Below are 23,511 nucleotides of genomic sequence, written 5' to 3' on the forward strand. Positions count from 1 at the left end.
AGGCCGCTGTCCGTTTCATTTTGCGCGATCGGTTCAAGTCGCGAAAGACCGTTGGAATGGGCCGACACGTCGCGAAGCCGGAAGGGATTCCAAAGGGAGGAACTCCCTTTGGCGGGAGGGTGCAGGGAGGGCAGCGCCCTCCCTGCCCGCCGGAGGCGGTCTCCGCCGCCCCTCAGCTAGCTCACATATCCCTCGTCCACAGCCTGGGGCCGGGCCTGGGCGGCGCGGCGGGCAAGCTCGTCGCAGCGCTCGTTCTCGGGGTGGCCGTTGTGGCCGCGCACCCACTCGAACTTCACGCGGTGCTTGGCCAGCAGGCCGTCCAGGCGCATCCAGAGGTCGCGGTTCTTCACGGCGGTCTTGGCGGCGGTGCGCCAGCCGTTGCGCTTCCAGTTGGCCAGCCAGCGCTTCTCGATGGCGTCGCGCACGTACATGGAGTCGGTCACAACGCGCACGTCGCTTGCGGCCTCCAGGGCCTCCAGGGCCACGATGACGCCCAGGATCTCCATGCGGTTGTTGGTGGTGAGCTTGTAGCCCCCGGAAAACTCCACGTCCTGCCCGTTGCGGGTCAGGATGGCGCCGTAGCCGCCGGGCCCGGGGTTGCCCAGGCAGGCTCCGTCGGAGTGGATGATGACTGTCTCAGCGTTGGTCACGTAATGCCTCCAGTATGGCGAGCACGCCGGTGTAGAGCCCTTCGGGCCAGGCCCCGGCGGCGAGGTAGGCGTCGAAGTATCCGCTCGCGAGGCTTTGGGCAAGCTCCGGGGGCAGGGCCTTGGCCAGCAGCGGGGGCAGCTGGACAACGGCGGCGTTGGAGGCGGTGTCCAGCCCGATGAACAGCGTTTTGGGGTTCGGCGGGGGGGCGGAGACGGGGCCGGGGCGCGCGACGATGGAAAGCTGGACCCCGTAGGCCTCGCGCAGGGCGTCGGATGCCTCGCGCAAGAGGGCCAGCCGCTCGGGGGGCAGCTGGCCGGTCTCGTCGGTTATGGCCTCCTGCGCCTGGAGGCGCGTGGCCACGTTCTCGAAATGCTTGTTGAAGCCCCAGAGCGTGCCCAGCACCACCAGCCCCAGCAGGGCCAGCCGGGCCAGGGTGGGGCGCATGCCGATACGCGCGGGGGCGGGGTCGAGGTCCAGGCGGGTCACGGCTGGTCCGAGAGCACGCCGTCCTCCATGCGGGCGGTGCGCCCGCAGCGGGCGGCCAGGCCCATGTCGTGGGTGACGAGCACCATGGTCGCGCCGGACTGGCGGGCCAGGTCGAAGAGCATGGAGACGACCATCTCGCCGGTCTCGTGGTCCAGGTTGCCGGTGGGCTCGTCCGCCAGGATCAGGCGCGGGTTGTTGACCACGGCCCGGGCCAGGGCCACGCGCTGCTGCTCCCCGCCGGAGAGCTGCGCCGGGTAGTGGGTGAGCCTGCCGCCCAGGCCCACGCGCGTGAGGGCCTCGGCGGCCAGGCGCATGGCGTCCGGCCTGCGGGCGAACTCCAGGGGCAGGGCCACGTTTTCCTGCGCGGTCATGGCCGGTGCCAGATGGAAGCTCTGGAACACGATGCCCACGTTCTCAAGGCGGAAGCGGGCCAGGCGGTCCTCGTCCAGGTTGGAGAGCTCCAGCCCGGCCACGCGCACCTGCCCGGAAGTGGGCTTCTCCAGCCCGGCCAGGAGCATGAGCAGGGTGGTCTTGCCCGCGCCCGATGGGCCCACCACGGCCAGGTGCTCCCCGGCCTTGGCGCGCAGGCTGGCACCCCGCAGAATGTTGACCGGCCCAGCCTGGCTCGGTAGGGTGAGCGTAACGTCGGAAAGTGCGATCATGTCGTCCATGCACCCTCATGGCACGACAGGCGCGGGGATGGCAACGTGTACGCGAAATGCCTGGGATTTGTGACTCTTGTGATATGTCTGTTGGGAGGCTTCATGGACGTTCAGGCCAAGGCCCTGACAATCGCGGCCCTGGGCGACAGCCTGACCGCCGGGTTCGGGCTGCCGGGGGGGCAGTCCTTCACGGCGGTGCTGGAGAAGGAGCTGCGTGCGCGCGGGCGCGACGTGTCCGTGGTGAACTTCGGCGTCTCCGGTGACACCACCGCGGGCGGCGTGAGCCGCGTGAAGTCGGTGCTGGCCTCGTCCCCGGACGGGGTGATCCTGGAGCTCGGGGCCAACGACGGCCTGCGCGGCCTGGACCCGGCCCAGGCCGAGGCCAACCTGGATCGGATCATCGCGGCCTGCAAGGAGCGCGGCGTGCCCGTGCTGCTCATGGGCATGAGGACGCTGGCGGGTATGGGCAAGCGTTACGGCGAGGAGTTCGCGGCCATCTACCCCCGGCTGGCACAGAAATACGGCCTGATGCTCTATCCCTTCTTCCTGGAGGGCGTGGCGGGCAACCCGGCGCTGAACCTGCCGGACGGCCTGCACCCCAACTACGAGGGAATCCGGGAGATCGTGCGGCGCACGGCCCCGACAGTGGAGAAGTGGCTGGATACGATTGGGAAGTGAGACACTCTCCTGAACCGGGGCTGGTCGTGGCTAGCGTCGGCAGGCGGATGCCCGGTACCCATTTTCGGCTTGTCCCCCAAACCTGCGGCAGCTTGATAAAGCGAAGAGGTCGTCATGAACGCGGCTGCTCTCTCGTTCGTGTTGGTGCTTGCGGGCCTGAGTTTGGCCGGATGCGCGCGGCCAGGCATGTCGCCGCCCCAGGGCTGGCGTGCTCCCAATGCCATGGAGGCCGCCGACCACTGGCGATCCGCCAATGTGGGGAGGTATCTGGAGGCCAGGGGGAGCTTCACCGGTGCGGGTAGGAATGAGGTGGCGAGAATTCTCATCAGCGATGACGGTTCAACCTTTGGCGTGTTTGTATTTTCTGCAGCGGACAGTGGCAGGAATCAGATTGTGACGCTGTTCGAAAGCAAGGATGCCAACCTCGTGCACAGCATGGGGATAGAAACAGTCGGGCCAGGAAACTACGTGACTGCTTGCGGCAAGGGGTACTGGGACTGCGGTAAGGATGAATCTGAACATGTCGTTTTGGCGCATGATGCGATCAGGTTGTTCAAGCGGGAAGGGCACAGCTCGTTGTTGTATAAAGACCTGAATTCAGAAGCGTTCAAAAGGATTTGGGTCAGCGACTAAGCTTCAGGTTGCAGTGGGTCTTGCGAATGAAGCAGCAAAAAATTCAGCGGCTTGCACCATGTGGTGCAAGCCGCTTTTTCAGTTCGTTTCCAGCAAGGGCTCCCGGATCGCTGGGAGCCCGGCACTAGGCGGGCGGGTCTCTACCCGCCGCTCACGTCGAAGGCCTTGTGGGCGGCAATATCACCCTGGGGCGGATTCGCGCCGAATTGCACCGCCAGCACGTACTGCCCCGGAACGCCGGGGTAGCCCAGGCCGGGCAGGCTCACGAACCCGAAGCGGGCGTAGTAGCCCGGGTCGCCCACCAGCACCACGCCGGAGGCTCCGGCATCGCGCATCCTGGCCAGCGCCTCTCGCACCAGGGCGGAACCCGCGCCCCGGCCCTGCATTTCCGGCAGCACGCCCACCGGCCCCAGCAGGAACCAGCCTTCCTGGTCCTGCCCCACGGCTGCGGGGGAGAGGGCGATGTGCCCCACGGTATTTCCGTCCATTTCCGCCAGCAGCGAGAGCGTGAGCGCCCCCGTGTCGCGCAGTTTCTCAACGATATGATGCTCGAACGGCCCGGTTCCGGGCGGATGCATGGGATGCCCCTTGAAGGCGGCGTACTGGATTTGCGTGATGCGGGGTGCGTCCCCGGGTTGTTCGTCCCTGATCTGCATTGCGGCACTCCTTGTGCGCGGAGGTTCTGTGGGCCGGGCGTGGGCCGGGCGGGCATGATGCCCGCCAGTCGGCGCACGCCAGCGGCATGGACTTGAAACGCCGTTCAGGAGGGGTTGCCGGGCAAAAGCGTAGGAATGCCGGCCCGGGGATTCCGGGCGGGCTGTAAGGGCGGAAGGGTTGCTCCGCGAATCACGTGCCCCCCCTGGCGGGGAGGCTCTGGTCGTTGCGCCCTACCGGCCGACGCTTTCGCCGGCAACCGGGGCCGCAAGGTCCATTGTGCGGATTTTCAAACAATCACCTGTTGGAACGAAGTTGATGCAAAGCCGGTACGCAACGCCCGGCGCGCCGTCAAGGCCGCCGGAGAGGGCGGCCCCGGCCCGGCGCGGCTGCGCGGCCACCCCGGCGGGGAGCCGGTCCTCAGTCGAAAAGCCTCCCGGAAAGCGGCGGCCATCCCGCTCAGGCAAGCGTCTGCAGCGGCTCGATCAGCCCGGCACCCTCATGCCCGGCGGCGTTCACGGCCGTGCTGACCATCCAGCGGGACATGCCCGGCCAGGGGCGCGGGGCCAGGATGTCCGCCAGTTCCTTCGGGTCTTGCAGGGCCGGGTCCAGCCAGCGGGCGTCGTCCTCGGGGCGCACGGCCACGGGCATCCTGTTGTGCAGCGGGGCCACGAACTCGTTGGCCTCGCAGGTGAGGATGGTCAGGGTGAGCAGCTCCTCCCCCAGGGGGGACTCCCAGCGCTCCCACAGCCCGGCCAGGGCCATGAGCCCGCCGTCCTCCGGGGTGATGAACCAGGGCTGGCGCTTTTTTGGCGGGCCGGTCCACTCGTAGAAGCCCTGGGCGGGAACCAGGCAGCGCCGGTGGCGCAGCGCGGCGCGGAAGGCGGGTTTTTCGGCGGCCGTTTCGGCCCGGGCGTTGATAGTCCTGGCGGCGATGTCCGGGTCCTTGGCCCAAAAGGGCACCAGGCCCCAGCGGTAGAGGCCCATCTGCCTGCCGTGCTCGTTTTGGGTGACGGCCTCAACCAATTGCCCCGGCGCGATGTTGTAGCGCGCCGGTGCTTCGGGAACCGTTTCCAGTTGGAAACGTTCCCGAATGATCTTGCGGGGGATGCCCAAGGCGAAGCGTCCGCACATGGAAGTGAGCCTCATTAAAAAGTTTTCAATTGCCAAACACCAATGCCGAGCTTAGTTTCCCCGTGCGGGTATATCCCCAGCGCAACGAGACAAGGAGACGCTCATGGGAGCCTTTTCCATCTGGCATTGGATCATCGTTCTGGCAATTGTTCTTCTGCTGTTCGGCCCCGGCCGCCTCGGCAACCTCGGCCGTGACCTGGGCAAGAGCATCAAGGAGTTCAAGGGCGCCATGAACGACAAGGACGTCACCCCGGAAAAGCTCGACAGCGAGCAGTCCAAACCGACGACCACCGCCTCCACGACCACCACCGTGAACCCGTCCGAAAAGACCAAGGTTTAACGGTCTTTTCTGGAGCCATGCTCGGGCGCACGTTCATTCATCTGCCTGGCGTAGGTCCAAAAAGCGAATCCTCCCTGTGGGATGCGGGCATCCGCACCTGGGAGGATTTTCTTTGCGCCCCCAGGCCGCCCGTCTCCCCCGCCAAGGCGGCCCTGCTTCGCCCGGAGCTTGAGCGCTCCGTGGAGGCCCTGGCCCGTGGCGACGCGGACTGGTTCGCCGAACGCCTGCGCTCCGGCAACGCCTGGCGGCTTTTGCCGCGCTTCCTGCCCGAGGCGGGCTACCTCGACATTGAGACCGACGGCGAGGCCTTCCCCACGGTGACCGCCGTGGCCCTGTACCACAAGGGCCGCCTGCGAAGCTACGTCCACGGCCGCAACATGGAGGAACTCCATGACGACCTGGCCGAAGTGAAGCTCCTGGTGACCTTCAACGGCAAATGCTTCGACATCCCCGTGCTGGAGCGCGTGCTGCGGGTGCGCGCGCCCAAGGCCCACGTGGACCTGCGCTTCGTGCTCAAAAGCCTCGGCGTGGGCGGGGGCCTCAAGGCCTGCGAGAAACGCTACGGCCTCTCCCGGCGGGAGTTGGACGGCGTGGACGGCTGGGGCGCGGTGGTGCTCTGGCGGGAGTGGGAGCGCAGCGGGGACGAGCGCGTGATGCAGACCCTGCTGGCCTACAACGCGGCGGACGTGCTCAGCCTGGAGGTGCTCCTGGCCCACTCCCTGGGCGACCTGCTGGCCGCCACCCCCTTCGGCGCGGAGCTTACCCCGCGCGTGCCCCCCATGGCCGGGAACCCCTTCCAGGCGGACCCGGAGGTGGTGGAGAAGGTGCGCGCGGCCTGCGCCCTGCACGGATACTAGGGAGCGGATTGCGCGGAGCGTCCCACGGCGGTCAAGGCCGCTACCAGTCCTTGTGGCGCTTCTGGAACTGGTCGAAGGCGTCACTCTTTTCCTTGTTGCGCTGCTTGAGCCCCTTGAGCAGGCTGCCGTGGATGTCCTCCAGGTCCTGGGGGGTGAAGCGGGGCGGGGGAGTGCGCGGGGCCTCCTGGATGTCGAAGGTGGGCTCCTCCTGGCTGGGCGCGGGTTCGGCCAGCGCCGCCTCGTAGCGGGGCGGGGCGGACCTCTCTCCGCCGGGGGCGGCCCCGAGGGCCTGGCGGATCAGGCGCAGCTCCGAGAGCATCTCCCTGTTGATGACGATCAATTCCTGCAAAAGCTCTTGCATGTGGCCTCCGAGGCTCGGTTGGCGGTTGCCTTTTTCGGGCCGAGGGATAGAATGCCGGACATCCGGGGGGATGACGGCGCGCTGCGGCGCTGTCATTGTCCAATTGTACGACATTATTGAATATTTTAACAGTTCGCGTGCCGGGCGGACCGGGTCCGGGCGCGTGTGAGAGTGTAACAGGGCGCTGGCCGCGTCAAGCCCGTCCTGGTCCGGAGCCATCATGCATTTCGCCTTCGCCTCCTATGCAGCTGCTTAGCCTGGAGTTCTCTTTCTTCTTCCTGGGCGTGCTGGCGCTCGCCTGGACCCTCCGGGAGCGCAACACGGCCTGGCGGTTCATGCTGCTGGCCGCTTCCTACGTATTCTACGCCTCCTTCCACCTCGGGTTCGCCCTGCTGCTCTTCTGCGTGAGCGCGGCCACCTGGGCGGCGACGCGCCTGCTGGCCCGGCCCGGCGGCTCCGTGCTGCCCCTGGGCCCCTCGCGCCGCGCCATCCTGGCGGCGTACCTGACCGTGGTCCTGGGCGAGCTGTGCTTCTTCAAATACTACGGCCTGGCCTCCGACCTCACGGGGCTGCTGCCGGAGCTCTCCCTGCTCATGCCGGTGGGCATCTCCTTCTTCACCTTCCAGGGCATCGGCTGCGTCATGGACGCCTACCGCGACCCGGACGCCCCCCGCTGGGAGCTCATGGACGTGCTGCTGTTCATGGCCTTCTTCCCCACGGTCATGTCCGGCCCGATCCTGCGCGCCAAGGACTTCATCCCCCAGTTGCACGCCGCCGACCCGGCCTGGACCGACGCCAACCAGGCCTTCTGGCTCATCGCGGTGGGCCTGTTCAAGAAGGTGGCGCTCTCCAGCTACCTCTCCGAGCACGTCACGCGCCAGCTCTTCAGCGCGCCCGAGGGTTTCTCCAGCCTGGGGGCGCTCATGGGCGTGCTGGCCTACAGCGCGCAGATCTACCTGGACTTCTCCGGCTACTCCGACCTGGCCCAGGGCCTGGCCGGGCTGCTGGGCCTCAAGGTGCCGGACAACTTCCACAGCCCCTACAAGGCCCGCAACCTGCAGGAGTTCTGGCAGGGCTGGCACATCAGCCTCTCCACCTGGCTCAGGGACTACCTCTACATCCCCCTTGGCGGCAGCCGCTGCTCCGCCCTCCGGCGGGATTGCAACCTGCTGGCCACCATGGGCCTGGGCGGGTTCTGGCACGGGGCCAGCCTGAACTTCCTGGCCTGGGGCCTGCTGCACGGCGCGGGCCTGGTCGCCACCCACCGCCTGGGCGCGCGGCTGAAGCTGCCTGCCGACGGCTGGCAGGGCAGGGCCTGCGACGCCCTCAAGTGGGCCGGCACCTTCGGCTTCGTCACCCTGGCCTGGGTGTTCTTCGCGGCCCCGGATTTCTCCACCGCCGTTGACGTGCTGGGGCGCATCGCCTCCCTGGACCGGGAGGGCGCCGGCCCCGGGCTGACCCTGGCCGTGATCACCTTGGGCGTGATAGCCATCCAGGCCCTGCGCGTCGATGTCCTGCGCGCCTGCCCGGCCTGGCTTGAGCGTCTGCCTGCTCCGGCCTTTGCGGCCGCGCTGGGCCTGCTGGCGGCGTTGATCGTTCGTATGGGACCGGACGGCATGCTGCCGTTCATATACTTCTCTTTCTAGGAAAAAGGACGCCGAACCCATGAAGGGTGGACGCATCACCGGAATATACGCCCTGGCCCTGGCCCTGGCCGTGCTCGTACAGTTCGACCGCGTGGAGAGCTGGCTCGGCTCCCGCTTCGAGCAGGGCCTGCCCGGGTGGGCGCACGAGCTCGTCCTGGGCGTGGACGCCCTGTACCAGCGCACGGGCCTCGCGGCCGCCGGGCTGGAGCTGGACTGCGCCACCGCCCCCCTGTTCGGCGGCACCTACAAGAACACCTACCGTTGCGCGCAGCCCGCGCTCGCCGATCTGGACGCCCAGGCGCCCGGCGGGCTCCAGGCCGAGCAGGCCTGCCCTCCCGCCCTGGCAGCGACGCAGGCCGAACCAGCCGCAACGGCGAACCCGGCGGCCCCGGCCCCCCCGGCCAGGCCCAAGGCCGCGCCCAAGCTGCGCCTGCCCTGCGACGTGCTGGTGGTGGGCGACTCCCTGGCAATCGCCCTTGCCGGCAGCCTGGAGCGCGTCTTCAAACGCTACGACGGCCTGAACATGATCCCCAAGGGCAAGGTGGCCAGCGGCCTGCAGAACCCCCAGTACTACGACTGGGAGCAGGCCCTGCGCCAGTTCCTCAAGGAGTACAGCCCGGGCCTGGTGGTGGTGATGATGGGCGCCAACGACGCCAAGTATTTGAGCCTCGATCCCCAGGCCCCCGAGCCCTGCGCCGTGGCGGACAAGCGGCGCGGCGCCTACGAGGCCCGGCTGGCCCGCTTCCTGGCCGTTCTGGAGGAGAAAGGCGTGACCAGCTTCTGGGTCGGGCTGCCCGTCATGGGCGACCAGGACCTATCCGCCAAGAGCCACGCCCTCAACGCCATCGTCGCGCAGGCATGCGCGGGCACCGCCCACTCCCGCTTCCTGGACACCTGGAGCCTGCTGGCCGACCCCGGGGGCAACTACGCCCAGCACGTGGTGGACGGCTCAGGCAAGCGGGTCAAGGTGCGCGAGGGGGACAAGATCCATTTCTCTGCCGCCGGAGGCGACATCATCGCCAAGGCCTTCCTGACGGATGTCGGCTCCATGATCGAGCTCAAGCCCAAGGACAGCAAGGAGGTGGCCGCCGCGCACCAGGATCAGTCCAGGGCCACCCCCTGAGGGTCCGGGACCTGGGGGACGACACACGCGGGCCCTGGTCCTGCGCCGCCTCCCGGAGGCGTTCCGTGAACTCCGGCGAGGTGTTGCATGTGCCGCGAGCCTTTCTTCCGGCTTGACGGATGCCCCCGTTGCGTCCTAACGGGGACCATGCGCTTTATTCAGCTTATTCTGAAAATGTGCGTGTTGCTCATGGCGCTGGCCGTTACCGGCTGCGCCGGGCTTGGTGGCGACGGAAGCGCCGCCCATGCCGGGAGCGACAGCAAATCCAAGGCACTGGCCGCCCTGGACCGGCCCAAGCTCGGTCCCAAGGGCCTTTTCGATCCGCAGGCGCCCAAGCGGCGCGTTCAGTCGCTCGTCGTCGTGGGGGACTCCATTTCCATCAGCCTCGGCTCCGAGCTGGAGAAGATGGTGGCCGAAAAGCCTGGCCTGCGCTTCGCGCGCCTGGGCAAGGTCTCCTCCGGATTGGCCCGCCCCGACTTCTTCGACTGGGATCGCCACATGGAGGACATGGCCCGCCGCCACCGGCCCGACGCGGTGGTGGTGATGCTCGGAACCAACGACAACAAGCACCTGCGCTACCCCGACGGCTCCCAGGTGACCTACCGCTCCCCTGAATGGGAGCGGGGCTACGCCGCCCGCGTGCGCCGCATCATCGATATCTGCCGCGCCTTCAACCCGGACGCCACGGTGTTCTGGATGGGCGCGCCCGTGACCGCGGACGACGACCTCAACCGCGACCTGCGCCACATCAACGCCCTGGTGCGCAGGACCGTCTCCTCCCAGAAGGATTGCTACTACGTGGACACCTGGAACCTGTTCTCCGCCCAGGACGGCGGGTTCGCCTTCTCCAAGCCCGATGTGGAGAACGGGGCCACCCTGCGCGCCCGCGACGGCATCCACATGACCACGGCCGGAGCCCAGGCCCTGGCCGGGTTCTGCCTCGGCGTGATGGAGAACAGGATCTACTGGGAGCCGTCCACCCCGCCCAAACCGCAGGACCAGGCCTCCCAGGGCAAGACCGGCGTCTGACCGCAACAAAAGGATTCATGACATGACGCGCACATGCGTATTGGCGGCTCTGGCGGCGCTGCTCCTGGCCGCGCCCGTCCAGGCCAGGGTGGTCAAGGAGATGCAGGTCACCCGCACGGGCAAGGTGGCCGCCGTGACCGAGGACCAGGTCACGGTCTATCGCCTCATGCTCGACAACGGCAGGATGATCGTCATCGGGGACAAGGCGTTCTTCGGCCCGGCCGGGCGCGCCGCCCTGGACCAGGCCGTGGAGCGCAAGCTCACCGTGGAGATCTCCGGGCACCTGCTCATCCACAACGACCAGCCGCCCATGTTCACGCTCCCGCTGGAGCGGATGGACGTGCGCGGGCTCTCGGCCCAAGCCCCGGCATCGGTTCAGTCCCCGGCGGCATCCGTTCAGGAGCAGCAGTCCGGCGACGCCGCCCCCTTCAAGGCCGCCAAGCTGCGCTTCGACAAGTCCGCGCCGTTGGGCCAGGCCCTGGACGCCTACGCCTTCTTCTCCTCCAGGAGCTGGCAGGTGCAGGGCGCCAACAAGGCCGAGTTCAAGGCGGATCTCGACCTCTCCAGCGTCAGCGAGACGGACAGCCGCTTCATCGCCCGCCTCAACTCCAAGAATCTGCAGGACACCTTCAAGTCCATCACCTTCGTGGCCCAGATCGTCCTGCACGCCGACGGCACAGCCGACTGCCCCGACCCGGCCCTGGAGGCCGTGTTCCAGGACGGCACCAAGGACAGGCTGGTGCTCAAGGAGCCGCCCAACTACTACTTCGACCGCATCTACAAGAACCGCAAGATCAAGTTGGACTACTTCCTGAGCAAGGCCGCGCTGAACCCCAAGTACGGCAAGGGCGCAGGCACGGCCGGGCCGCAGTAGCGCCCGCGCCGGGAAGACGTCGGAGGAATCGCAACACACCGCCGCGCATCCCGCGGCATGATCCATCAGGGAGTTTTCATGTCAAAGTCCAAGCAGAAGGCCCCGGCCTCCACCCCCGCCGCCAACTCCGTCCCCGCGGGCATGGTGCGCAAGCAGAGCGCCGTGCTGCTCTGCGCGATCATGCTCCTGGCGGGCGTGTTCATGGGCTGGCAGGGAGCGATCATCGTGTTCAACCAGGAGACTTCCGCCGGCCGGGGCGGGGCGCAGGATCACGGCCAGAAGCCCCAGGGCGGCATGAACGCCATGATGGGCGGGGGCCAGAATCCCATGATGAGCGGCCTGATGGCCCAGGCCAAGACCATGGAAGACAAGGTCGCCAAGAACCCCAATGACGTGAAATCCTGGGTGGAGCTGGGCAACCTCTACTTCGACGCGGACCTGCCGGAACGCTCCGTGGCCGCCTACGAGAAGGCCCTGGCCCTTGACGCCGGGCAGCCCGACGTCTGGACGGACATGGGCGTGATGCTGCGCGAGATGAAGAAGCCCCAGGAGGCCCTGAAGGCCTTCCAGAAGGCAGTCTCGCTGCAGAAGAACCACGAGATCGCCCGCATGAACATCGGCGTGGTGATGCTCAACGACCTGGGCGACAAGGCGGGGGCCCTCGCGGCCTGGAGCGAGCTTGTTGCCATCAACCCCGAGGCCAAGATGCCCGACGGGCGCAAGGTGGCTGACGCGGTGAAGCAGCTCTCCAAATAGACACGGCACAGGCAGGGGCCGCCGGGCGACCGGCGGCCTTCGTTTTGTCGCAACGGCCACGCCAACGGTGAACGCCATGAGCCAGCCCTCGCCAGCCCCGCGCCAGCTCTGCTGCACCTGCAAGTTCTTCTTTTTCATGGACATCAAGGCCAGCATGGGCCGCTGCCTGAACATCGGGATGTTGTGGCCGTACTCGGAGCGCGGCAGGAACTACACCCCGGTGGGGCCGGAGTTCTCCTGCGAGCGGTGGGAGCTGCGCGGGGCGCGCTGCCCGGAGGGGCAGGGGGACGGGAAGGGATGAGCGGGTGCGGGGCCGAGGCTGCCGCTGCGTGCAGGTGTCAGGGGCCGCGCGAGTGGCCAGCCGTTGCGTCATCCGCCTGATCTGAATTCCCGGATGATGGACTGAAGAATCGCCGTTGCGACTCCGAAGAGGATGAGACGGTATGGCTTTTCGACCAGCCAATGTGTGAATTTTCTGAGGGATTGAGAAATGGAAGCTTTGTTCCCATGAGTGCCTTTGGGTTATTGCTTCAACCGCTGGCCATTCAGCAGCGGACCGACTGCCCGGCTACCATCTGAGCCAACTGATCGTTCTGATATAGTCGCCGAAAAAATAAGCTAGGGCGAGAGAGTAGATAATGACAAGAATAAGCATTTTCCAAATAGGAAAAGGTTTGCTCTCTCTGATGTTATTAATGAATTTTCCGATGAATTTGTTCATTGGCCCCACCTAGTTCAAGCGTATTTGTTTTGGTGTAATACTTATACATATATCTGGTAAAGTAAAGCCCCTGCTCGCGCAGGGGCTATTGCTTAATCGTAGTCCTTTGCTCGTTCGAATTGCTCGCGGAGCCTGTCGCGGTGCGACGGTTGCGGCGGAGTGGCCTTATCCAGCAGGTCATAGCCTGTGTTATAGCCCACAACCCCTCCTAAAGTCGACAAGCCTGACGTTGCCAGACCCCAACCTATAGGGCCAGAGGACATGGCAGGAAGAGCAGCAGTAAAGCCTGCAACTCCGCCTGTTACTGCGCCTGCATATCCCGCAGCCCTTCGGTCCTCTTCGGTCCCACGGACGAACCGGTCCTTCTGCTCCTGGCTCAAACCATCCCAGACCTGCTTGGGGATGCCGCCGACGAATTCATTGCTGTCGCCTGCGATACGCTTGAACAGCGGGTCTTCGTCGGCATGGAGCTGTCCCCAGTCGATTTTCTGCCGGTAAACCCCGTCCGCGTCCGGGACGGGGTTCGTGGTGACGACCTTGTTCAGCTTTCCAGGCTCGGGATCATCCTCCCGTCCTCCGACGGGATGGGCGATGTCTAGATCCGTCCGGTTCGAGTCCGGGCCGGACATGTTGGAAACGGGGATCAGGTCCAACCCCCCATTGAACTTCTCGCCGTAAGGGTCGCCATCGAGTTCCTGCTGGCGCAGGTAGCTTTCGGCGATCGCGTCGTTGGAATCCATCTTCAACTCCTTGTTTCAGCGCCGGAGGTCAGCCCCTCCAGTGCGGTTATTCCGTTTCAGCCCGACTAGCGGCCATCGCGCCTGCGGCGATGGTGATTCGCACCCATGACCTTCCCCGCCGCGCCACGGAGTTCCTTGTAGAATTCCAGCGTCTCCAGCGGGCAGCGCGAGAATACCTTCGTCACCGCCTTCCTGGCGGACTCCGGGAGGGTCTTCAGCACATGGTTCATCACCTGCATGGTTCCGGCGTGCAGCGGATCGTGCTTGGCCAGCCTGGCGAAGAGCATGTCCACGCGCTTTCTGGTGCGGTGCTTGCGGGCGTCCTCGAAGTCGGCGCGGTGGCGGCTGTGGTGGAAGGCGTTGAGGTCGCGCAAGGTGTACCAGCGGAGCTGAGCGGCCGGGTCGGCTGGAGCGGGGCCGAGGTCGTTGGGGATGAAGAGAAAGGCGTCTCCCCACATAGGGCTATGTGGGGAAAAAGTCGCCAAGCGGTGCAAATTTATCGTTGTGAACGCGTAGCCGAATGGGATTCCAAAGGGAGGAACTCCCTTTGGCCGCAGGAGGCGATGCTGGTGTTGTAGGCTCCAGCCCTGGCCTCTGCGCCGCCGAAACGCCGCTGTATTTGAAGAACATCGCCGCTTCGGCGGCGCAGAGGCCACGGCCGGACCCGCCACGGCTCACCGCGTCTGAAACGTGGCAGCCATGAAGGGCGTCTTCCCTCTCCGCCTTCCCTTAAATCAACACCCGCTTCACGCTCTTGCCGGGCCTGTCCACCAGCATGGCGCGGCGGTAGTTCCTGGAGCGCTGGCCCAGCTCGAACACCTCGTGGCCCTTCTTCGCGCACTCGGGGCAGGCGCCCACGGGTATCCTCACGGCCAGGCACACCGGGTCGGACCCGGCCCTGCTCTCGATGACCACCGTGCCGCCGCACTCCCCGCACATGCGCACCTTCTCCAGCTGGCGCTCGAAGATGGAGTCCGTGTCGTAGTGGATCTCCTTGTCGCGCACGAACCACTCGCCCTCCACGCGCCCGTGCTTGGGCAGGGCGGGAGGCGAGGTGAAGTACTCCAGCAGCTGGTCCGCCAGGGACTCGGTGTACTCGGTGATGCGCTTCTCCTGCTTGACGCGTTCGGGGTCGAAGTCGGGCTCGCGCACGTTGGAGGTGTCCACCCCGGCCATGGCCAGGCAGATGCCCAGGTTCACGTAGGGCAGCGCGCCCTGGATGGAGTAGCCCCCCTCCAGCACGGCGATCTGCGCGCCCAGGCGGCGGGTCAGCTCGGCGTACCCCTGGGCGGAGAAGGCCATGTTGGTGATGGGGTCTGAGAAGTGGTTGTCCTGCCCGGCGGAGTTGATGACGATCTCGGGCTTGAAGCGCTCCAGAAGCGGCATGATCACGTGGTCGAGCATGTGCAGGAAGCCCTGGTCACCAGTGCCGGGCAGCAGGGGGATGTTGCAGGTGGCGCCCATGGCCGTGGGGCCGCCCAGCTCGTAGGGGAAGCCGGTGCCAGGGTAGATGGTGCGGCCGTCCTGATGCATGGAGATGAAGAGCACGTCCGGGTCGTGCCAGTAGATGTCCTGGGTGCCGTCGCCGTGGTGGCAGTCGGTGTCCACGATGGCGATGCGGCGCACGCCGTAGCGCTCCCGCAGGTACTCCACCATCACGGCCTCGATGTTGATGGTGCAGAAGCCGCGCGTGCCGTGCACCACGGACATGGCGTGGTGGCCCGGCGGGCGCACCAGGGCGAAGGCGCGCTCGGCCTCGCGCTCCATGACCAGCCGCGCCGCGCGCATGGCCCCGCCCGCGCTGATCAGGTGCGAGGAGGTGACCACGTGCTCCACGTCCGGGAAGGTGAAATGGGCCAGGTCCACGTCGGGGACGCGGGCCAAGTCGGGCTTGTATTCGCGGATGCCCGCCACGTCGAAGAGGCCCTCCTCGCGCAGCTGGTCCTGCGTGTAGAGCAGACGCTCCTGGCGCTCGGGGTGCGTGGGGCTGATGGCCCAGTCGAAGGCCGGGAAGAAGACCACGCCCAGGGAGTTGCGCGCTTTCAGCATCGGCAGCCCACCGCCTTGCGGTACCCCTGGAGCACCCCAGGCCTGATCTGGCATTTGACGCGGATGCTGCGGCCCACGAGCATGTCGTCCTCGACCATGTTGAAGCTCTGGGCCTCCACGGTCTCCACCAGGGTGTCGGGGTCGGGGATGCGCAGATGCTCCAGGTAGCCGCGCAGGTGGCGGGCCGCGTCGGCCTCGGCCTGCTCCAGCTTGTAGTCGCCGCCCACGGACTCCTCAACGTCCAGGCCGGGGATGAGCATCCGGCCCCGCTGGGTGTCCGCGAAGAGCTCGGCAGAGAGCGTGGGGCGCGAGAGGGCCGCGCCGATGGCGTTGGCCACGGCGTAGCTCTCCGGCACGAAGACCTCCTCGGGGAAGACCTCGGCCAGCAGCCCGGACATGGCCCGGGCCGGGCCGCCCATGACGTAGACCCGCTTGGGCGTGACGCGCTTGCCTTCGAGCAGCTCGTAAATGGTGTAGACCGGGCGGTCGTTGACGGAGCGGGTCAGGTCGATGACGGCGGCGCGGATGGAGGTCACGGCAGCCAGGGCGGCGTCCTGGGCCAGGGTGGGGCCGTCGGTGTTGTGCTTGGCCGCCAGCTCCCCCAGGCCCCGGCGCGAGGCCACGGTGTCGCCCAGGTCGGCAGCGCCCAGCACGTTCAGAGCGTCGGTGAGCGTGGGTGTCTGCCCGCCCTCGCACATAGCCGGGCCAAGGCGGCGCGGGCCCACGCGCACCTGGCCGTCCACGACGCTGATGGCCGAATCCCCGCCGATGCCTATGGAGCGGGTCTTGAGGGCGCGCACCAGGGTGGGCCGCCCGGAGATCACCGCGCCTTCGGGGCTGGTCAGGGGCGCGCCGTCGGCGAAGAGGGCGATGTCGGTGGTGGTGCCGCCGATATCCAGGATGACCGAATCCTCCTGGATGTCGCACACGGCCATGATGCCCATGACCGAGGCGGCCGGGCCGGAGAGGATGGATTCCACCGGGAACATGCGCGACATGGAGAGCGGCATGGTGCCGCCGTCGGCCTTGAGGATGTTCACCCGCGCGCTCATGCCCAGGCCCACGGCGCAGCGCTGCACGGCGTCGGCGAAGCGGTTGAACACGCGCCAGACCGCGGCGTTGAAGGCGGCGGTGTGCACGCGGCGGCCGAAGCCCAGCTGGCCGGAGAACTCGTGCCCCAGGGTGACGAAGTCCGCCTGGGGGTGCACCACCTCCTTGAGGGTCTCCTCGAAATCGGTGTTGCGGGGCGAGAACTTGCCCACGCAGGCGTAGACGCTCACACCGGCGCGGCGGCAGGCTCCCGCGTGCTCGCGGGCCGCGGCCAGGTCCAGGTGGGAGGTGATGCGGCCCCGGTGGTCGGTGCAGCCGGGTATGACGCGGTAGTGTTCGCCTATGGAGTAGGCCAGCGGGTCAATGCCCGGCCCGGAGGCCACAAAAATGCCCACGGGCTCGACGAGGCCCTCGACGATGGCGTTGGTGGAAAGGGTGGTGGAGAGGTTCAAGCGGCTGATGCGCCCGGCCCCTGCTTCGGGCACGATGCGTCCCAGAACCTCGCGGATCGAAGAAAGCAGATCGGTGCGGTTCGTTTTGGCCTTGGCCCAGGCCAGCAGGCCCTCCGCACCGACAAGAACCGCGTCGGTGTGCGTGCCCCCCACGTCGATACCAAGCAGCATGCGTAAACCTAGCACATGCCCCCGGCGAACACCATTGCCAAAGAGCCCTTGCGGACGCTGTTAGCCGAGGAATTCCTGCCGTTCGTCGAAAAATGCGCTTCTTTCCGGCCGGTTCGGCCTCAGGGGAAAAGCACGCCCACCACGGCGCCGGTCATGAGCGAGGCCAGCGCCCCGGCGGCCAGGGCCTTGAGGCCCATGTTGGCGATCTCGGCGCGGCGCTCCGGGCAGAGCGCGCCCAGCCCGCCGATGATGATGCCCACGCTGCCCAGGTTGGCGAAGCTGCACATGGCGTAGGCCAGGATCAGCCGCGAGCGGGGGCAGAGCGCGTCCGCGGGCAGGCTGGCCATGTCGATGAAGGCGATGAACTCGTTGAGCACGATCTTGGTGCCCAGCAGGCTCCCGGCTGTCTGGGCCTCGGCCCAGGGCACGCCGATGAGCCAGGCCACCGGCGACATGACCCAGCCAAGGATGCGCTGCAGGGTCAGGGGCGCGCCCCAGAGGTCAGGCGCGAAGCCAAGGCCCAGGTTGACGATTCTCACCAGGGCCAGGAACACGATGAGCATGGCCAGGATGTTCAGGTAGAGCTGCAGCCCGTCCCAGGTGCCGCGCGCCACGGCGTCCATGGAGCCGGTGGCGGGGGAGGGGGGGATCTCGCGGCCCAGGGTGGGCTGGTTCGATTCGGGCAGCATCAGCGCGGCCATGGCCAGGGCCGCCGGGGCGTGGATCACCGAGGCGGTGAGGATGTGCCCCAGGGCGTCGGGGATCACAGGCCCGAGAACCGCCGCGTAGAGCATGAGCATGGTGCCCGCGATGCAGGAGAGGCCCGTGGCCATCAGGGCGAACATTTCGCTGGGCGTCAGGCGGGTCAGGTAGGGCTTGATGAGCAGCGGGGCCTCGATCATGCCCAGGAAGATGGTGCCGCCAGCGGCCACGCCAAGCGCGCCGCCCAGGCCCATGGTCTTGGCCAGGACCCAGGAGAAGCCGCGCACCACGTAGGGCAGGATGCGCCAGTAGAAGAGCAGCGAGGTCAGCGCGCCGATGACGATCACCAGGGGCAGCGCCTGGAAGGCCAGGATGAAGCTCTGCCCGGGCTTGGGCTCGGGGAAGGGCACCGGGCCGCCGCCCAGGTAGCCGAAGACGAAGCTGGTGCCCGCGCGGGTGGCCTCCTCCATGCCCAGGACCACCTTGTTCAGGGCCATGAAGAGCCCGGAGAAGGGGGGAACCTTGAGCATGAGCCCGGCGATGGCGAACTGCAGCGCCACCCCGCCCAGGAGCATCCGCCAGGGCACGGTGCGGCGGCTGGAGCTGAGGAGCCAGCCCGTGAGGATGAGGACGAACAGGCCGAGGAGGCTGTGAAGCATGGACGGTCTCCTATCGCCGGGGTCCGGGGGGAGGGCCTCCCCCCGGCCGCCGGAGGCATCTTCGCCTCGGCTCTTAGATTTTCGGCATCCCCACCTGAGGCAGCGCGTCGCTCAGGGCATTGGCCGCCCCCAGAATCGTCCCTTCGTCCCAGGCCTTGCCGAACATCTGCAAGCCCACGGGCAGGCCGCTTTCCTTGCCCAGGCCCACGGGCATGGACAGGCCCGGCAGCCCCGACAGGTTCAGGGAGATCGTAAAGATGTCGGCCAGGTACATCTGCAGCGGGTCGTCCGCCTTCTCCCCTAATCCAAAAGCGGTGAAGGGCGAGGTGGGCCCCACGATCACGTCGCAGGCCTGGAAGGCGTCCAGGAAGTCCTGGCGGATCAGGCGGCGCACCTGGGCGGCCTTGCGGTAGTAGGCGTCGTAATAGCCCGCCGAGAGCACGTAGGTGCCCAGCACGATGCGGCGCTGCACCTCCTCGCCGAAGCCCTCGGAGCGCGACATCTCGTACAGGTCGCGCAAGTCCTTGGCCTCGGGGTGGCGGAAGCCGTAGCGCACGCCGTCGAAGCGCGCCAGGTTGGAGCTGGCCTCGGCCATGGCCACTATGTAGTAGGTGGCGATGGCGTATTTGGTGTGGGGCAGCTTCACGGGCACGACCACCGCCCCCAGCCCCTTGGCGGCCTCCACGGCCTGGTCGCAGCAGGCGCGCACCTCTTCGGTGAGGCCCTCGCCCCAGTACTCCTCGGGCAGGCCCAGGCGCAGGCCCTTCAAATCCTTGCGGGCGGCGGTCTGGGCCACGAAGTCCGGCACCTCGCGCGGGGCGGAGGTGGAGTCCTTGGCGTCGTGGCCGGACATCACCTGCAGCATGACGGCGCAGTCCTCGGCGGTGCGGGCCAGCGGGCCGACCTGGTCCAGGCTGGAGCCGTAGGCCACCACGCCGTAGCGCGAGATGCGGCCGTAGGTGGGCTTGATGCCCGTGACGCCGCAGAAGGAGGCGGGCAGGCGGATGGAGCCGCCCGTATCCGTGCCCAGGGCCGCGAAGCACTGCCCGGCGGCCACGGTGGCCCCGGAGCCGCCGCTGGAGCCGCCCGGGACCTTGTCCAGGTTCCAGGGGTTGCGCGTCTTCTGGAAGGCGGAGTTCTCCGTGGAGGAGCCCATGGCGAACTCGTCCATGTTGGCCTTGCCCAGCAGGATGGCCCCGGCCTCCTTGAGGCGCGCCACGCAGGTGGCGTCGTAGAAGGGCACGAAATTTTCCAGGATGCGCGAGGCGCAGGTGGTGGCCACGCCCTTGGTGCAGATGGCGTCCTTGACCACCACGGGCACGCCCCACAGCGGCTTGGAGGCGTCCGGCCCGGCGGCGTCCATGGCCTGGGCCTGGTTGAGGGCCTCCTCGCCCGTGACGGTGAGCAGGGCCTCGATGGCGGGTTCGGTGTCGGCGATGCGCTCCAGGCAGGAGGAGACGGCCTCGGTGGCGCTCACCGAGCCGTCGGCCAGTTTGGCGCGCAGCCCGGACAGGGAGAGCGAGAGTATGTCGGACATGAGCGTATCCTTATCCGGCGACGATCTTGGGCACGATGAAGTACGTCCCGTCGGTTTCTGGGGCGCCGGAGAGGATGTCCGAACGCTGGAAGGTCTTTTCGGCCACGTCGGCGCGCAGGGGCGTGGGATGCTCCACGGGGCTGTAGAGCGGCTCCACCCCGGCGGTGTCGCAGGACTCGAGGGTTTCCATATACGAGAGGATGTCGCCGATCTGCCCGGCGATGCGTTCCAGCTTCTCTTCCGGCAGGCGCAGGCGGGCCAGCGCGGCCACCTTGGCGGCCTGTTGGGGCGTGAATTTCATGCGGGGCTCCTTGGATGCGAACCACAGGTCTTTAGCTTCTCGGGCTTTGGAGCGCAAGAAGCGGGGGGGGGGGGGGGGGGGGGGGGGGGGGGGGGGGGGGGGGGGGGGGGGGGGGGGGGGGGGGGGGGGGGGGCGGGGGCGGGGGGCGGGGGGGGCGGGGCGGGGGTGTTGCGGCCCACGCGGGGGGCCGCGGGGGGGGGCGCCCCCGCTTCGGTTGCGGCGGTATGGCGGCCGGGGCTATCGGGCCGGAGGCTACTGGGCCGGCAGCGGCGCGGGCCGTGCCGGAGCGGGGGCCGGAGCGGGGGCCGGAGCGGGCGCCGCCTGGATGGTGCCCGGGGCCGCGGGCGGAACAGCCCCGGCGGCGGGCTTGTTGCGCGCCGCCTCCAGGCGTTCCTTGAAGCCCTCGTGGTCCACGGCGGCCAGCCCCTCCACCGAGGGGCGCAGGAAGTGCATGGCCATGCGGGCGTGCCCGGAGCCGTCCCAGGTGATTGGGGACAGCGCCCACTCCATCTTTTTGGAGGCCTCGTTGAGGCGCTGCGTGACCTCGGAGGGGGCCGGGTCCTTGGGCATGGCCCCCACATTGGCGGCCAGGCGGATGAAGTCGAAGCCCAGGGCGCTCCAGAAGTCGGGCTCGCCCTGCTTGTCCCTGGTCAGCTGGGTGCGCAGCTCGGTCACGGCCCTTGAGGGCGACTGCGCCCACCAGGCCCCGGAGCAGAAGGCGTAGCGGTAGTTGGGCGGGGAGATGTTGGGCTTCTGCCCGCCGCCCAGGGCCTCGGTCCAGAGCTGGGGGCCGAGGATGATCAGGGAGTCGGCCTGGTAGTACTGCAGCTGGCCGATGATGTGGTCGGCGCGCTGCAGCTCGTCCGGGATGAACACGGCCTGGAAGTCCGGGCGCACGTTGAAGCTCTTGCCGTCCGTGCCCTTGGGCGTGGCCCTGACCATGGTGCGCACGATCTCGCCCCACTTGGGCACGTCCTGCGGCGGGTAGGGCTGGATGGAGGTCACCTCGCCGCCCCGCGCGGCCACGGCGGAGGTGAAGGCGTCGGCCAGGCGCTTGCCCATGCGGTCCTCGGGGTAGAGCACGCCGAACTTGTTCAGGCCCTCCTCGATGGGCATGTTCAGCACGGCGTTGACCTCGTCGGCCGGGCTCCAGAAGAAGCGCCAGATCTGCCTGCCTTCCTCGGCGTCGGCCACCTCGGGCATGAAGGAGAGGAACACGCGGCGGGAGAGTTCGCCGCTCTGGGGCAGGTTCTTGAAGTAGCTGGCGTGCATGGGGCCGCCCACGAGCATGACCTCGTGGGGCAGGGCCACCAGCTGGTCCACGTAGTTTGGGTCGTCGGTGTTGATGACGCGGATGTCCACCTGGATGCCCTGTGCCGCCAGCTGGGCCCTGGCCGCGTTGGCCCCGGCCAGCACCTTGCCCGCCAGGCCGCGCAGCTGCCCGGTCTGGGGCAGGAGCATGGCCACGGAGACGGCGCCCGGCTTCACGGGCTCCAGGTCCCTCTCGGGCAGCGGCGGGGCCTCGGACACGGTGCCTGTGGACGCTTCGACGCCCTTGGCCAGGATGCGCCCGGGCAGGCCCCGGTCGGCCAGGTCGGAGGACTTGGCCAGCCTGTCGGCCAGCTCCTGGGCGCGGCCCATCTCGCCGGGGTTGTACAGGGCGGTGCGGCGCGCGTCCTCGAAGGCGGCCAGGTTGTAGGGGAAGACGTTGCGGTTGGCGTCGTTGACCGTGGTCAGCATGGCGGCCAGGCCCCGGGGCTCCAGCTTGGAGAGCATGCGCGCGGTGTCGGCCTCGAACTGGGCGCGGGCCTTGCGGTTGGGGGCCTTGGCGTGCAGCGTGCGCAGCACCTGCGAGGCCTGGCTGGCGAAATCGCGGGAGGCGTAGCGCCGGGCCAGCTCGATGCCCGCCTGGCTGGTGAAGGAGAAGGCCGCCCCCTTCGTCTGGATGATCTTGGCCAGCAGCTCCTCGGCCTGCCGGTCCTGCCCGGTGAGGTCCATGGCCGCCACCATCAGCTCCGTCCACTCCCAGGTGGACTTGGCCTTGGGCTCCACGGCGGCCCATGACTCCAGGGACTGCTTGGCCTCCGCGCCCCGGCCCAGATCCAGGGCGAGGCGGGCACTTCGCTCCAGGGCCATCAGCTTGGCCTCGCGGGTGAGGGCCTGGCCCTGCAGCACCAGCTGGTAGAGGGTCAGGGCGCGCTCCCGCTTGCCCGCACGCCAGGCCTCGTCGGCCTTGTTTTGGAGCACGGCCTGCTCCTGGGCGTTGGTGGGCGGGGCGTCCTTGCCGAACATATCCATGCCGGCGCAGCCGGAGAGAACCAGAAGGAGAAGGATGGACAGCACGCTGCAGGTGCGGGTGGTGATCATGAGGGTGAACCCTTGTGAGGATGTGCGTGGGATTCGCGTCTTGTAGCGCTGCTTGGGCGTCAAATCAAGGATTGGGGGGAGCGATGGAGAGGCCCCCGAGGCATCGGGAAAACCTGGGTTGCATTTTGCGCCCGCTGCTGCCACCCAGTGTCCATGCATGAAACGCTGATCGGACATTTGGCGGATGTTGCGAAGGATTTGTTTCTATCCCGAGAGATGTACTGTGCCGAGGCCATATTCTGCGCCCTGAACGAGGGACTGGGCGGTGGGCTCCAGCGCGAGCGGGCCAGGGGCCTGACCATGGGTTTCGGCCAGGGGTTTGGGGAGGCTGGGTGCGTATGCGGGGCCATGTCCGGGGCCGTGCTGGCGGCCTCCTGGTTTCTGGCCGGGAGCCTGCCCCCGGCGGAGGTGCGCCGCGTCTCGCGCGAGATACACGACAGGTTCAAGGGCGCGCACGGCTCGGCCTGCTGCCGGGTGCTGATCAAGAATGTGAAGGGGAAGCCCAAGGAGCATTTCGCGCAGTGCGCCGGGCTGACCAGCGCCGGAGCCGAGATCGCCGCCCGGGCGATCCTGGAGAGGTTGCCGGAGTTGGCCAGGCACGGCGGGGCGGCGCGAAAGTCCCGGAAAGGCACCCGGGCCAAAGCCGCGGCGCTGCTGAGGCGGCTGGCGGACAGGCTGGGGTAGTCGCGGGAGTTGGCGGGGAGGAAGGCCTCCGGCGGCCAAAGGGCTTCGCCCTTTGGAATCCCGTATTATTCCCGCTTTCCATTCGTTTCGACGACTCGCGCCTGGCGACAATGAAACCCTTCTAAACACCGGCGTCACCTTCCCCCCTGCGAAGCGATAAGGGAGTCAAGAGGGACGAAGTCCCTCTTGCGGGG

The 23,511-nt window shown here is 67.8% G+C and carries 25 protein-coding genes; 11 read left to right on the top strand and 14 right to left on the bottom strand.

Features of this window, described 5'->3' with window-relative positions:
* Positions 1 to 176: 176 nt before the first annotated feature.
* The 3 genes from rnhA to MLE18_RS17325 are packed head-to-tail and all read right to left on the bottom strand — an operon-like array spanning position 177 to position 1,799.
* On the bottom strand, positions 177 to 650 hold the full coding sequence (gene rnhA / locus MLE18_RS17315) for a ribonuclease HI (protein WP_243440057.1): 474 nt from the start codon (positions 648 to 650) through the stop codon (positions 177 to 179).
* Entirely contained in the window at positions 637 to 1,137 is a 501-nt protein-coding gene (locus MLE18_RS17320; RefSeq protein ID WP_243440058.1) for a hypothetical protein, read from the bottom strand. The genes rnhA and MLE18_RS17320 overlap by 14 nt, the downstream gene beginning before the upstream one ends.
* Positions 1,134 to 1,799 carry an ABC transporter ATP-binding protein gene (locus MLE18_RS17325; protein WP_419714902.1) on the bottom strand — a complete coding sequence of 222 codons (666 nt, stop codon included), beginning with the start codon at positions 1,797 to 1,799 and terminating at the stop codon, positions 1,134 to 1,136. The genes MLE18_RS17320 and MLE18_RS17325 overlap by 4 nt, the downstream gene beginning before the upstream one ends.
* Positions 1,800 to 1,901: 102 nt before the next feature.
* Here MLE18_RS17325 and MLE18_RS17330 point away from each other — a divergent pair, with 102 nt between their 5' ends.
* Positions 1,902 to 2,477, top strand: a complete 576-nt coding sequence (locus MLE18_RS17330) for an arylesterase (protein WP_243440060.1) — start codon at positions 1,902 to 1,904, stop codon at positions 2,475 to 2,477.
* 114 nt (positions 2,478 to 2,591) lie between these two features.
* Positions 2,592 to 3,110, top strand: a complete 519-nt coding sequence (locus MLE18_RS17335) for a hypothetical protein (RefSeq protein WP_243440061.1) — start codon at positions 2,592 to 2,594, stop codon at positions 3,108 to 3,110.
* 140 nt (positions 3,111 to 3,250) lie between these two features.
* Here the strand turns inward: MLE18_RS17335 and MLE18_RS17340 are convergent, their stop codons facing one another.
* Both MLE18_RS17340 and MLE18_RS17345 read right to left on the bottom strand, forming a co-directional pair.
* A complete protein-coding gene (locus tag MLE18_RS17340) occupies positions 3,251 to 3,766 on the bottom strand; it encodes a GNAT family N-acetyltransferase (protein WP_243440062.1) in 516 nt (171 codons plus the stop codon).
* 457 nt (positions 3,767 to 4,223) lie between these two features.
* Positions 4,224 to 4,898: an SOS response-associated peptidase gene (locus tag MLE18_RS17345; RefSeq protein WP_243440063.1), complete on the bottom strand. Its 675-nt coding sequence runs from the start codon at positions 4,896 to 4,898 to the stop codon at positions 4,224 to 4,226.
* Between the two features lie 103 nt (positions 4,899 to 5,001).
* Here MLE18_RS17345 and MLE18_RS17350 point away from each other — a divergent pair, with 103 nt between their 5' ends.
* Both MLE18_RS17350 and MLE18_RS17355 read left to right on the top strand, forming a co-directional pair.
* Complete coding sequence (locus MLE18_RS17350) at positions 5,002 to 5,238, top strand: Sec-independent protein translocase subunit TatA (protein ID WP_336605596.1); 237 nt, start codon at positions 5,002 to 5,004, stop codon at positions 5,236 to 5,238.
* A 17-nt stretch (positions 5,239 to 5,255) separates the two neighbouring features.
* Complete coding sequence (locus tag MLE18_RS17355; RefSeq protein ID WP_243440064.1) at positions 5,256 to 6,095, top strand: ribonuclease H-like domain-containing protein; 840 nt, start codon at positions 5,256 to 5,258, stop codon at positions 6,093 to 6,095.
* Between the two features lie 40 nt (positions 6,096 to 6,135).
* Here the strand turns inward: MLE18_RS17355 and MLE18_RS17360 are convergent, their stop codons facing one another.
* Complete coding sequence (locus MLE18_RS17360) at positions 6,136 to 6,456, bottom strand: hypothetical protein (RefSeq protein WP_243440065.1); 321 nt, start codon at positions 6,454 to 6,456, stop codon at positions 6,136 to 6,138.
* Positions 6,457 to 6,698: 242 nt separating this feature from the next.
* Between MLE18_RS17360 and MLE18_RS17365 the strand changes: the two genes are divergently transcribed.
* The 6 genes from MLE18_RS17365 to MLE18_RS17390 all read left to right on the top strand — a co-directional run bounded on the left by MLE18_RS17365 (position 6,699) and on the right by MLE18_RS17390 (position 12,185).
* The gene (locus MLE18_RS17365; protein WP_243440066.1) at positions 6,699 to 8,102 is read left to right on the top strand and encodes an MBOAT family O-acyltransferase; all 1,404 of its coding nucleotides are present in this window, start codon (positions 6,699 to 6,701) and stop codon (positions 8,100 to 8,102) included.
* Positions 8,103 to 8,121: 19 nt separating this feature from the next.
* Positions 8,122 to 9,225, top strand: a complete 1,104-nt coding sequence (locus MLE18_RS17370) for an SGNH/GDSL hydrolase family protein (RefSeq protein ID WP_243440067.1) — start codon at positions 8,122 to 8,124, stop codon at positions 9,223 to 9,225.
* A 189-nt stretch (positions 9,226 to 9,414) separates the two neighbouring features.
* The gene (locus MLE18_RS17375) at positions 9,415 to 10,254 is read left to right on the top strand and encodes an SGNH/GDSL hydrolase family protein (RefSeq protein ID WP_243440068.1); all 840 of its coding nucleotides are present in this window, start codon (positions 9,415 to 9,417) and stop codon (positions 10,252 to 10,254) included.
* Between the two features lie 22 nt (positions 10,255 to 10,276).
* On the top strand, positions 10,277 to 11,128 hold the full coding sequence (locus MLE18_RS17380; RefSeq protein WP_243440069.1) for a hypothetical protein: 852 nt from the start codon (positions 10,277 to 10,279) through the stop codon (positions 11,126 to 11,128).
* A gap of 78 nt (positions 11,129 to 11,206) precedes the next feature.
* Positions 11,207 to 11,884, top strand: a complete 678-nt coding sequence (locus MLE18_RS17385) for a tetratricopeptide repeat protein (protein ID WP_243440070.1) — start codon at positions 11,207 to 11,209, stop codon at positions 11,882 to 11,884.
* A gap of 76 nt (positions 11,885 to 11,960) precedes the next feature.
* Positions 11,961 to 12,185, top strand: coding sequence for a hypothetical protein (locus MLE18_RS17390; protein WP_243440071.1), 225 nt, complete (start codon positions 11,961 to 11,963; stop codon positions 12,183 to 12,185).
* A 512-nt stretch (positions 12,186 to 12,697) separates the two neighbouring features.
* Here the strand turns inward: MLE18_RS17390 and MLE18_RS17395 are convergent.
* The 8 genes from MLE18_RS17395 to MLE18_RS17435 all read right to left on the bottom strand — a co-directional run bounded on the left by MLE18_RS17395 (position 12,698) and on the right by MLE18_RS17435 (position 22,633).
* On the bottom strand, positions 12,698 to 13,345 hold the full coding sequence (locus MLE18_RS17395; RefSeq protein WP_243440072.1) for a hypothetical protein: 648 nt from the start codon (positions 13,343 to 13,345) through the stop codon (positions 12,698 to 12,700).
* 65 nt (positions 13,346 to 13,410) lie between these two features.
* Positions 13,411 to 13,803 (bottom strand): hypothetical protein, encoded by a 393-nt coding sequence (locus MLE18_RS17400; protein WP_243440073.1) that lies wholly within the window; start codon positions 13,801 to 13,803, stop codon positions 13,411 to 13,413.
* Between the two features lie 271 nt (positions 13,804 to 14,074).
* Entirely contained in the window at positions 14,075 to 15,394 is a 1,320-nt protein-coding gene (locus MLE18_RS17405) for a histone deacetylase family protein (RefSeq protein WP_243440074.1), read from the bottom strand.
* Complete coding sequence (locus MLE18_RS17410) at positions 15,388 to 17,067, bottom strand: hydantoinase/oxoprolinase family protein (RefSeq protein WP_243440075.1); 1,680 nt, start codon at positions 17,065 to 17,067, stop codon at positions 15,388 to 15,390. The genes MLE18_RS17405 and MLE18_RS17410 overlap by 7 nt, the downstream gene beginning before the upstream one ends.
* A 119-nt stretch (positions 17,068 to 17,186) precedes the next feature.
* The gene (locus MLE18_RS17415; protein ID WP_243440076.1) at positions 17,187 to 18,428 is read right to left on the bottom strand and encodes a NupC/NupG family nucleoside CNT transporter; all 1,242 of its coding nucleotides are present in this window, start codon (positions 18,426 to 18,428) and stop codon (positions 17,187 to 17,189) included.
* A 73-nt stretch (positions 18,429 to 18,501) separates the two neighbouring features.
* A complete protein-coding gene (gatA, locus tag MLE18_RS17420) occupies positions 18,502 to 19,965 on the bottom strand; it encodes an Asp-tRNA(Asn)/Glu-tRNA(Gln) amidotransferase subunit GatA (RefSeq protein WP_243440077.1) in 1,464 nt (487 codons plus the stop codon).
* A 10-nt stretch (positions 19,966 to 19,975) separates the two neighbouring features.
* Complete coding sequence (gatC, locus tag MLE18_RS17425) at positions 19,976 to 20,266, bottom strand: Asp-tRNA(Asn)/Glu-tRNA(Gln) amidotransferase subunit GatC (RefSeq protein WP_243440078.1); 291 nt, start codon at positions 20,264 to 20,266, stop codon at positions 19,976 to 19,978.
* Positions 20,267 to 20,518: 252 nt separating this feature from the next.
* Positions 20,519 to 22,633 (bottom strand): penicillin-binding protein activator, encoded by a 2,115-nt coding sequence (locus tag MLE18_RS17435; RefSeq protein WP_243440079.1) that lies wholly within the window; start codon positions 22,631 to 22,633, stop codon positions 20,519 to 20,521.
* 216 nt (positions 22,634 to 22,849) lie between these two features.
* Here MLE18_RS17435 and MLE18_RS17440 point away from each other — a divergent pair, with 216 nt between their 5' ends.
* Positions 22,850 to 23,317, top strand: a complete 468-nt coding sequence (locus tag MLE18_RS17440) for a C-GCAxxG-C-C family protein (RefSeq protein ID WP_243440080.1) — start codon at positions 22,850 to 22,852, stop codon at positions 23,315 to 23,317.
* Positions 23,318 to 23,511: the final 194 nt, after the last annotated feature.

The organism is Fundidesulfovibrio soli (assembly GCF_022808695.1).
Classification (GTDB): domain Bacteria; phylum Desulfobacterota; class Desulfovibrionia; order Desulfovibrionales; family Desulfovibrionaceae; genus Fundidesulfovibrio; species Fundidesulfovibrio soli.

Excerpts from the sequence above, each read along its gene's own strand:
- MLE18_RS17325 (WP_419714902.1), bottom strand. The coding sequence starts at position 1,799 with ATGATCGCACTTTCCGACGTTACGCTCACCCTACCGAGCCAGGCTGGG.
- MLE18_RS17330 (WP_243440060.1), top strand. The coding sequence starts at position 1,902 with ATGGACGTTCAGGCCAAGGCCCTGACAATCGCGGCCCTGGGCGACAGC.
- MLE18_RS17335 (WP_243440061.1), top strand. The coding sequence starts at position 2,592 with ATGAACGCGGCTGCTCTCTCGTTCGTGTTGGTGCTTGCGGGCCTGAGT.
- MLE18_RS17340 (WP_243440062.1), bottom strand. The coding sequence starts at position 3,766 with ATGCAGATCAGGGACGAACAACCCGGGGACGCACCCCGCATCACGCAA.
- MLE18_RS17345 (WP_243440063.1), bottom strand. The coding sequence starts at position 4,898 with ATGTGCGGACGCTTCGCCTTGGGCATCCCCCGCAAGATCATTCGGGAA.
- MLE18_RS17350 (WP_336605596.1), top strand. The coding sequence starts at position 5,002 with ATGGGAGCCTTTTCCATCTGGCATTGGATCATCGTTCTGGCAATTGTT.
- MLE18_RS17355 (WP_243440064.1), top strand. The coding sequence starts at position 5,256 with ATGCTCGGGCGCACGTTCATTCATCTGCCTGGCGTAGGTCCAAAAAGC.
- MLE18_RS17360 (WP_243440065.1), bottom strand. The coding sequence starts at position 6,456 with ATGCAAGAGCTTTTGCAGGAATTGATCGTCATCAACAGGGAGATGCTC.
- MLE18_RS17365 (WP_243440066.1), top strand. The coding sequence starts at position 6,699 with ATGCAGCTGCTTAGCCTGGAGTTCTCTTTCTTCTTCCTGGGCGTGCTG.
- MLE18_RS17370 (WP_243440067.1), top strand. The coding sequence starts at position 8,122 with ATGAAGGGTGGACGCATCACCGGAATATACGCCCTGGCCCTGGCCCTG.
- MLE18_RS17375 (WP_243440068.1), top strand. The coding sequence starts at position 9,415 with ATGGCGCTGGCCGTTACCGGCTGCGCCGGGCTTGGTGGCGACGGAAGC.
- MLE18_RS17380 (WP_243440069.1), top strand. The coding sequence starts at position 10,277 with ATGACGCGCACATGCGTATTGGCGGCTCTGGCGGCGCTGCTCCTGGCC.
- MLE18_RS17385 (WP_243440070.1), top strand. The coding sequence starts at position 11,207 with ATGTCAAAGTCCAAGCAGAAGGCCCCGGCCTCCACCCCCGCCGCCAAC.
- MLE18_RS17390 (WP_243440071.1), top strand. The coding sequence starts at position 11,961 with ATGAGCCAGCCCTCGCCAGCCCCGCGCCAGCTCTGCTGCACCTGCAAG.
- MLE18_RS17395 (WP_243440072.1), bottom strand. The coding sequence starts at position 13,345 with ATGGATTCCAACGACGCGATCGCCGAAAGCTACCTGCGCCAGCAGGAA.
- MLE18_RS17400 (WP_243440073.1), bottom strand. The coding sequence starts at position 13,803 with ATGTGGGGAGACGCCTTTCTCTTCATCCCCAACGACCTCGGCCCCGCT.
- MLE18_RS17405 (WP_243440074.1), bottom strand. The coding sequence starts at position 15,394 with ATGCTGAAAGCGCGCAACTCCCTGGGCGTGGTCTTCTTCCCGGCCTTC.
- MLE18_RS17410 (WP_243440075.1), bottom strand. The coding sequence starts at position 17,067 with ATGCTGCTTGGTATCGACGTGGGGGGCACGCACACCGACGCGGTTCTT.
- MLE18_RS17415 (WP_243440076.1), bottom strand. The coding sequence starts at position 18,428 with ATGCTTCACAGCCTCCTCGGCCTGTTCGTCCTCATCCTCACGGGCTGG.
- gatA (WP_243440077.1), bottom strand. The coding sequence starts at position 19,965 with ATGTCCGACATACTCTCGCTCTCCCTGTCCGGGCTGCGCGCCAAACTG.
- gatC (WP_243440078.1), bottom strand. The coding sequence starts at position 20,266 with ATGAAATTCACGCCCCAACAGGCCGCCAAGGTGGCCGCGCTGGCCCGC.
- MLE18_RS17435 (WP_243440079.1), bottom strand. The coding sequence starts at position 22,633 with ATGATCACCACCCGCACCTGCAGCGTGCTGTCCATCCTTCTCCTTCTG.
- MLE18_RS17440 (WP_243440080.1), top strand. The coding sequence starts at position 22,850 with ATGTACTGTGCCGAGGCCATATTCTGCGCCCTGAACGAGGGACTGGGC.